The following is an 8,150-nucleotide window of genomic DNA, read 5'->3' as shown; positions in this document are numbered from 1 at the left end:
CAGCACACGAAACAAAAGGCCGTCGCCCATCAGCGGCGGCCTTTTTTTATTTTTTTCGCGAATGATAAATAAACTCATTCCGGTTTTTCGCAAGTGCTGCGTCTTATTTAGGTATGTGGGCAAATCGGGTCGGGCAGGACGTCCAGGCACCGGGTTTGTCCAGCAAAGATTTCGCCGTCCTCCAGCCAGATGACCGCGCCCGGGGAGGGGTCGGTCGGCCACGTACTGACAATTGCCCCGGGGCAATCGACGGTGCGGGTTCACCTGTGCTGGCGAGCGGCGGGCCCTTCGGCCCCAGGGACTTTTTACCTTTACCAATAATAGAGAGCACGATGTCATCCATTCATGAGTTGAAACCTCTGTTCAAGGCACTCGTCATGTCCCGCGGCCTGCGTTCGCGTCGGGTGTTGGGCGGTCTGGGGTTGGTCTGCGTACTGCCACTCAGCGCTCAAGTGATGGCTGAAGACGTCAGCATCAACATTCCTGCGCAACCGCTATCGCAGGCACTGCAAGCGTTCGGTCAGCAGACCAACCAGCAAGTGATCTACAACGCTGACGATATGGCCGGCCTGAAAAGCAACCGCGTCAGCGGCAAGATGAGCCCGCAGGCGGCCATCGCCGAATTGCTCAAGGGTACCGGCGTGCGCTACAGCGTCGAAGGCAATACCCTGATGCTGGTGCGCGGTTCCGCCGGTGAAGGCCTCGAACTGGGCGCGACCACCATCAGTGCCCAGGCGTTGGACGCGACGACCGAAGGCAGCAACTCGTACACCAGCAACGCCGTGACCATTGGCAAGGGCACCCACACCCTCAAGGAAATTCCCCAGTCGATCACGGTGATGACGCGCAAGCAGATGGATGACCAGAACCTGGTCAGCCTCAAGGATGCCGTCAACCAGACCACCGGCATCGTCGGCCTGCAGGGCGTTGGCCAAGGCATGATCCTGTCGTCACGCGGTTTCCAGATCGACGACTGGCAGTACGACGGCGTGCCGATCCTGCGTAACAACTATTCGCTGGGCAACTGGGCGACCCAGGACCTGATCTTCTTCGACCGCCTGGAAATCATGCGCGGCGCCTCCGGCCTGCTGCAAGGCACTGGCAGCCCCGGCGGTGCGGTCAACCTGGTGCGCAAGCGTGGCCAGAACGCACCGACCGTGACCCTGACCGGCAAGGCCGGCTCCTGGGATCACTACGGCCTGCAACTGGACGCCGGTGGCCCGCTGAACGAGGCCGGTAACATCCGCGGTCGTATCGTCGCCGATGAGGACCAAAGCAACTCGTTCGTCGACCATGCGTGGAGCAAGACTCACTCGCTGTACGGCGCGCTGGACATCGACCTGAGCGAAGACACTACTCTCGGCTTCGCGGTCAGCCAATCCAACGGCGAATCGCGCGGCAACATCCGCGGCCTGCCACGCTACGCCGACGGTTCGATGCCGGACGTGTCGCGTTCGACCTACACCGGCGCGCGCTGGAACCGTTCCGAGATCGATGTCACTACCTACTATGCCGATCTGGAGCATCGCTTCAACGAGGACTGGGCGTTCAAGGTGGGGGGCATATACATGACCGAAGACAACCAGGCGAAAAACCAGAGAACGCAAAATGGCGGTGTCGGCCTCAACCCCGATGGCAGCGGTGTGCAATATGCCGACTTCGTGACGGATTTCCAGTCCACGAAGGCCGGTCTGGACATGAACCTGACTGGCAAGTTCGAAGCCTTGTCGATGCAGCAGGAAGTCATGTTGGGTGCCAACTTCTCTCAGTTGGAGACGGATGATAAATTCGCCCGTACCTTCAACAACAGCAGCACCGACACGATCTTTGACCTGAACAACGATCGTCCGAACATCAGCTACGAAGGCCTGATCAACAGCCCGGGCGGGCGGGGCACCCTCAGCAAATACGATATCCGCCAGAAGGGTGTGTACGGCACCTGGCGCGTCAAGCCGGTCGACGACCTGACCTTGGTGCTGGGTTCCCGAGTCAGTTGGTATGACTTCAGCTACAAGTCGAAAACCGAAACCGCGGCCAACGGCATCACGCCCAACGACCCGAGCACCGCAACTGAAACCGGGGTGGTCACGCCGTACGGCGGTATCATCTATGACCTGAGTCGTGAGTGGGCGGTGTACGCCAGCTACACAGATGTATTCCAGCCCCAGACCGAGGTCGATCCCAGCGGTTCGGTGCTCAAGCCCATCGTCGGCACCAACTACGAAGTTGGTCTCAAGGGTGAGCTGATGGATGGTCGGGTCAACACCTCCCTGGCTGTCTTCCGTTACGACCACGAGAACCGTGCCGTCTCCATCCCCGGTTGTACTGACGTGAACTGCTCCACTGCTTCGGGGAAAGTGCGCAGCCAGGGTATCGATGCCGAAATCAGTGGTGAAGTAATGGAGAACCTGCAGTTGTTCGCGGGCTACACCTACAACACCACCAAGTACCTGGAGGACCCGGACAATGAAGGTCGTATCTACAGTACCTGGACGCCGAAACACATGTTGCGTGTGTGGGGTAACTACCAGTTCACCGGTGACTGGAGCCGTGTTAGCACCGGCTTGGGCTTCACCACCCAAAGCCACACGATGGTTTATGACTATGACCGTGAAATCCCGGGTTACACCGTGTGGAATGCTCGTGTCGGCTACCAGCTGACGCCTGAAATCGCCTTGGCGGTCAATGCCAACAATCTGTTTGATAAGACGTACTTGACGTCGGCTTACAACCAGCTCAATGGCAACAACAACTTTGGTGATCCGCGTAACCTGATGTTCTCTGTGAAGTACACGCCGGAGTTCTGATTCTTGCGTGAATGAGATAGATGCTGTCTTGGGCGTAATGTTGTTTGTTTGAGGAAACGGCGCTTTTTCCGGATAGGGGAAGCGCCGTTTTCTTTTGGGTTGGATTGGAGTGGATTGGGGGGCATATCCGTTGCTGCGGTAACGGCCACTTATGGTTCCGCTCTTACAGCGGGTCACTTTCGAAAAGCGCGAAAGTAACCAAAGCGCTTCTGCCCCACCACTTGGTGCCTCGCTTAGGCTCGGCATGCCCGAACGCAGGCATTGCTCCGTGGGCCGCCGCGAAGGGCCATCCATGGCCCAGCGCGGCTACCTCGGCATCCATGCCGAGGTGCCCACTGCGCAACACCTGCGTTCGGCCATCGTGGTTAACGGGGCGCCAAAATCTACGTCCACCGCGAGGCGGCCTGACAGCCGGCCTGGCTCTTGCGGGCGTACACCCATCCGACCTGTTGAGCATTAGCTGTGGGAGCAAAGCTTGCTCGCGAGGCGGCCTTATAGCCGACCTGCTCTTGCGGGGGGATTCAATCCAATTGTGGGAGCGGGCTTGCTCGCGAAAGCGGCGGGTCAGTTTGCGGGGTTGCTGGATGTGCCGATGTCATCGCGAGCAGGCTCGCTCCCACATGAGTTTGCGGGTGTTCACAGCATCTGCAAACGACACAAAAAACTGTGGGAGCGAGCCTGCTCGCGATAGCGGTGGTTCAGCTGCATAGATGCTGGACATCTACTGTTCTTGCTTTGCTTTGCTTTGCTTTGCTTTGCTTTGCTTTGCTTTGCTTTGCTTTGCTTTGCTTTGCTTTGCTTTGCTTTGCTTTGGATCTTGATCTTGATCTTGATCTGGGCGCCCCGTTAAACCACGCTGGCCGAACGCAGGCATTGCGCAGTGGGCAACCCGGCATGGATGCCGGGTTAGCCGCGCTGGGCCATGGATGGCCCTTCGCGGCGGCCCACGGAGCAATGCCGGAGTGAGGGCATGCCGAGCCTAAGCGAGGCACCGAGTGGTGGGGCAAAAGCGTTTTGCTTACTTTTGACTGGGCCGGCTTCCGGGCTTTTCAAAAGTGACCCGCTGTAAGAGCGGAACCTTAAGTGGCCGTTACCGAAGAAACGGATATACACACTCACGTTTGGGAACACACAAAACCTGTGGAGGGGAGCTCCCTCACCACAGTATCGGCTGTCGGCTCTATTGCTCCTGCGCCGTACTGCCCAAAAAAACCTCAACCAGCGAATCAAGCAACCCATCATCAAAGATCATACTGCGGTGACGCAACGGCGAGCGCACCGAGCATTGCAGCTCCCCGGTCAAGCTGTACCCCTTGATCAAGCCCTCGCAGAATGCCAACTCTTCCGGCGTTTTTTCCGCCTGGGTCCACCAGCAACTGGGACGTACCCGTACCGGTTTGAAGGCGAATCCATCGAAGGCTTCCAGCAACCGATCATGCACCGAGAACGCCTGGGCGTTCATGACTTCATCCTTGACGCTCTGCACGATTGACAGCAAATCGCCTCGCCCCGGCTCGATCTGGCGGGTAGCCCATTCATGGAAGGCCTGAACCGTGCTATCGGGATGTTCCTGACGGTAAGCCGCCGTACGTTCGGTGAGGGTCGGGAACAGCAGGTCGAAATATTCGATGGCCTCAAGCAGATCCTGGGAGGCCGGATCGACGGGTTCATCGTCTGGCAGATGCCGATGACGCGACAACGTCGCCGGATACAGGTGTTCAGGAATCGTGCTGTCCACCAGACCGAGAAAGCTCACGGTGTGGCCCTGGCTTTCCAGAGTCGCCGCGATGTCCAGTGCGATGGTCCCGCCCAACGACCAGCCCATCAGGTAATACGGGCCTTGGGGTTGGGCCATGACGATTTCCCGGCTGTAGTCGGCAATCATTTCGGCCCAGGCCTCAGGGCTTGCATGAGGTTCGCTGAAGCCGCGGTGCATGACGCCGCTGACGCGCGCTCGTTGGTTGAGTTTGCGTGCCAAGGGCTGGTAACAGAACACGATGCCCCCGCTGGGGTGTAGGCAAAACAACTGCGGCGCGCTGTTGGGGGCGCTGTTCAACGGGATGAGGCATTGGGTCTGCTCTCGATGATTTTGCGCAATGAACAGCGCCAGCTGTGCGACGCTCGGGTTGGCCAGCAACGCTTGCAGGCGCACGCTGATGTTCAGGCGTGCCTTGAGATTGGCAATCAGCTCGATCGCCAGGATCGAATGCCCGCCCAGTTCAAAGAAGCTGTCGTTGATGCCCACGCGCTCAACCCTGAGGGATTGTTGCCAGAGCTGTGCCAGCGCCTGTTCCAATGACGTACGCGGCGCCACGTAATTGGTTTGCCGGAGAGCGGCGTCGGGTTCCGGCAAGGCCTTGCGGTCGAGCTTGCCGTTGGCATTGAGCGGCCAGTGATCGATGAACAGCAGGTGACTGGGCACCATGTAGTCCGGCAATTGCGCTTTGAGGGCGGCCAACAGGCCTTCGCGTAACTCGGCCGTGGCCGCTTGCGCGGCAATCACGTAAGCGACCAGTTGCAGGCCGGCGGGGCCTTCATGGGTCAACACGACACAATCCCGGACCGCTGGCAGTGTTTGCAAACGCGCCTGGATTTCCCCCAGTTCGATGCGGAAACCGCGGATCTTGACCTGATGATCCAGGCGCCCGATGTATTCGATGCTGCCGTCGCTGCGGTAGCGTGCCAGGTCGCCGGTGCGATACAGGCGGCCACCCGGCAGCGGATCGAACGGGTCGGGGATAAAGCGGCTGGCGGTCAGGTCGGCGCGCTGGTGGTAACCACGGGCCAGGCCGGCCCGGCCGACATACAACTCACCGATGCAGCCCTTGGGCACTGGGTTCAGATGGGCGTCGAGCAAATACCAGGACAGGTCGACGATGGGCTGGCCGATAGGGCTCGCGGCCTCGCTGTGCAAGTCAGCGATCGACAGCGGCCGCCAGGTGACGTGGACCGTCGTTTCGGTGATGCCATACATATTGATCAATTGCGGCGACTGGTCGCCGAAGCGTTCGAACCAGGGGCGCAAGCTCTGCACATCAATCGCTTCGCCGCCAAAAATGACTTGGCGCAACCGGTGGACCAGAGGTTGGTCGGGCGTGCAGGCGACCTGCAGCAACGCCTTGAATGCCGAGGGCGTCTGGTTGAGCACCGTGACGTTTTCCTGGCAAACCAGGGCGTAGAACTCCTGCGGCGAACGGCTCACGGCGTGGGGCACGATGACCAGCCGACCGCCGTGCAGCAGCGCGCCAAAAATCTCCCACACGGAAAAGTCGAAGGCGTAGGAGTGGAACAGGCACCAGACGTCCCGGTGATCGAAGCTGAACCAATGGTCAGTGGCCTGGAACAATCGGCTGACATTGTGGTGCGCCAGCAAGGCGCCTTTGGGCTGGCCGGTCGAGCCTGAGGTGTAGATCACATACGCCAGGTTATCCGGGTGCATCGGCACATCCGGGTTGTGCTCGGGATAGTCGCCATCGGCCTCGGCTGGGTCGAGCAACAAACAGTTGATGTCGGCGGGCAACGCCAGGGATTCACGCAGATGAGCCTGGGTCAGGATCTGCGTCACGCCACTGTCCTCGATCATGTAAGCCAGGCGATCGGCGGGGTAGGCCGGGTCCAGCGGCACGTAGGCGCCACCGGCCTTGAGGATCGCCAGCAGGCCGATGATCATCTGCGGTGTGCGCTCGGCGGCGATGCCGACCAGTACGTCGGGTCCGACACCTTGTTCGATCAGCCGATGGGCCAGTCGATTGGCCTGGCGGTTGAGCTCGGCGTAGCTCATGTGCTGCCCTTCAAAGGTCAGGGCTATGGCCTCACCGGTGGCGGCGGCATGGGTTTCGATCAACTGGTGCAAGCAGTGTTCACGGGGCAGCCGGGTCGGCTGGCGGTTCCAGTCCTGCAGGGTGTGCTGGCGCTCATCAGCACTGAGCAAGTGCAGTTCGCCGAGGGCGCGTTCCGGCGTCTCGATCAGGCCCTGCACCAGGTTTTGCCAGTGGCCGGCCATGCGCTCGATGGTTTCAGTGCGGTAGAGATCACGGCTGTATTCGAACGTCGCCAGTATCTGCTGCTGTGAATAGTCGACATCCAGCGCCAAGTCGAACTTGGCCTGGCTGTCGCCTGTGTCGAGAAACTCCAGGGCCAGTTCGCCTTTGGGCGAGATCGGCAGGGGCGCAGAGCCAGTGCGCCAGTTGAACAAGACCTGGAACAAGCCCTGTGCGCCGGGACGTTGCAGTTGATCGAGGATCAGCTCCAGCGGGTAGTCGGCATGTTCCAGGGCGGCGAGGGACTGGGCGCGCAAACTGCGCAGAAAATCCAACGCGCTGTGGGTCAAGTCGATCCGCGCTCGATACACCTGGCTGCTGACGAAGAATCCCACCAGGTCCTGGCTTTCATGGCTGTTGCGGTTGGCATTGGGCACGCCGACGGTGAAGTCGTGCTGGTTGCTGTAGCGGCCCAGCAACAGTTGCCAGGTACCCAGCGCCACCACGAAAGGCGTGAGTCCCTGGCGTTGGCAGAACGCATCCAGGGCCTGGGTCACGGCGGGGGCAAGCGTCACCTGCACGCGTCCGCCCCGGTGTTGCTGGCCTGCGGTGCGGGGGAAATCCAGGGGCAATTCCAGGGTGGGCAGGTCGTGGCCCAGGTAGTGACGCCAGTATTCGCCGCTGCGCCGGCATTGCGGACTTTGCAAATACTCGCCTCGCTGGTGGGTGGCGTAGTCGGCGTATTGCATGGGCAACGGCGGCAGTGGTGACGGATCGCCGAGCAGGGCTCGGGCATAGGCCTGGGTCATGTCCTGCATGAGGATCGTGTTGGACCAGGCGTCGGAGACGATGTGATGCATGTTGAGCAGCAGCACATGTTCGTCGTTGTCCAGCCTGAGCAGCGTTGCCCGCATCAGCGGCGCGCGGTTGAGATCGAACGGTTGCCGGGCGTGTTGCTCGATGCGTTGCAAGAGCGCCGTGGCACGTGTCTGCTGATCGAGGGCGCTGAGGTCCTCCCGATACAGGGTGAGGCAGGCGTTGCGCTCGACCACCTGGACCGGCGCAGCGTCGATGTCGTTGAACGCGGTGCGCAGGATGTCGTGGCGGTCGATGACCCGATTCAGCGCCCGCTCCAGGGCGTCGCCATCGAGTTCGCCCGTCAGGCGCAGGGCGCGGGGCAAGTTGTAGGCCGAACGGGCCGGGTCACGCTGGTGCTCCAGCCACAGGCGTTGCTGGGCGAAGGACAGGGGCGCGCGGTCCAGCCGGCCGTTGGACCCGGTGTGCACGTCGCGAGCGACATCCTCCAGCAGCAGCGTCAGCAGATCATCATCTAGCAGTTCGTTCATGGTGTTCTCGCGGCAAA

At 60.7% G+C, this 8,150-nt stretch carries 2 protein-coding genes; one reads left to right on the top strand and one right to left on the bottom strand.

The window, feature by feature from the left end:
• Nucleotides 1-332 precede the first annotated feature (332 nt).
• Nucleotides 333-2,807: a TonB-dependent siderophore receptor gene (locus tag AC30D9_RS06570; RefSeq protein ID WP_490143704.1), complete on the top strand. Its 2,475-nt coding sequence runs from the start codon at nt 333-335 to the stop codon at nt 2,805-2,807.
• A 1,180-nt stretch (nt 2,808-3,987) separates the two neighbouring features.
• Here the strand turns inward: AC30D9_RS06570 and AC30D9_RS06565 are convergent.
• Nucleotides 3,988-8,133, bottom strand: coding sequence for an amino acid adenylation domain-containing protein (locus tag AC30D9_RS06565; protein ID WP_490143703.1), 4,146 nt, complete (start codon nt 8,131-8,133; stop codon nt 3,988-3,990).
• Between the last annotated feature and the right edge of the window lie 17 nt (nt 8,134-8,150).

Source organism: Pseudomonas sp. DF11 (genome assembly GCF_058148565.1).
This window is presented reverse-complemented; position numbering and strand designations above follow the sequence as displayed.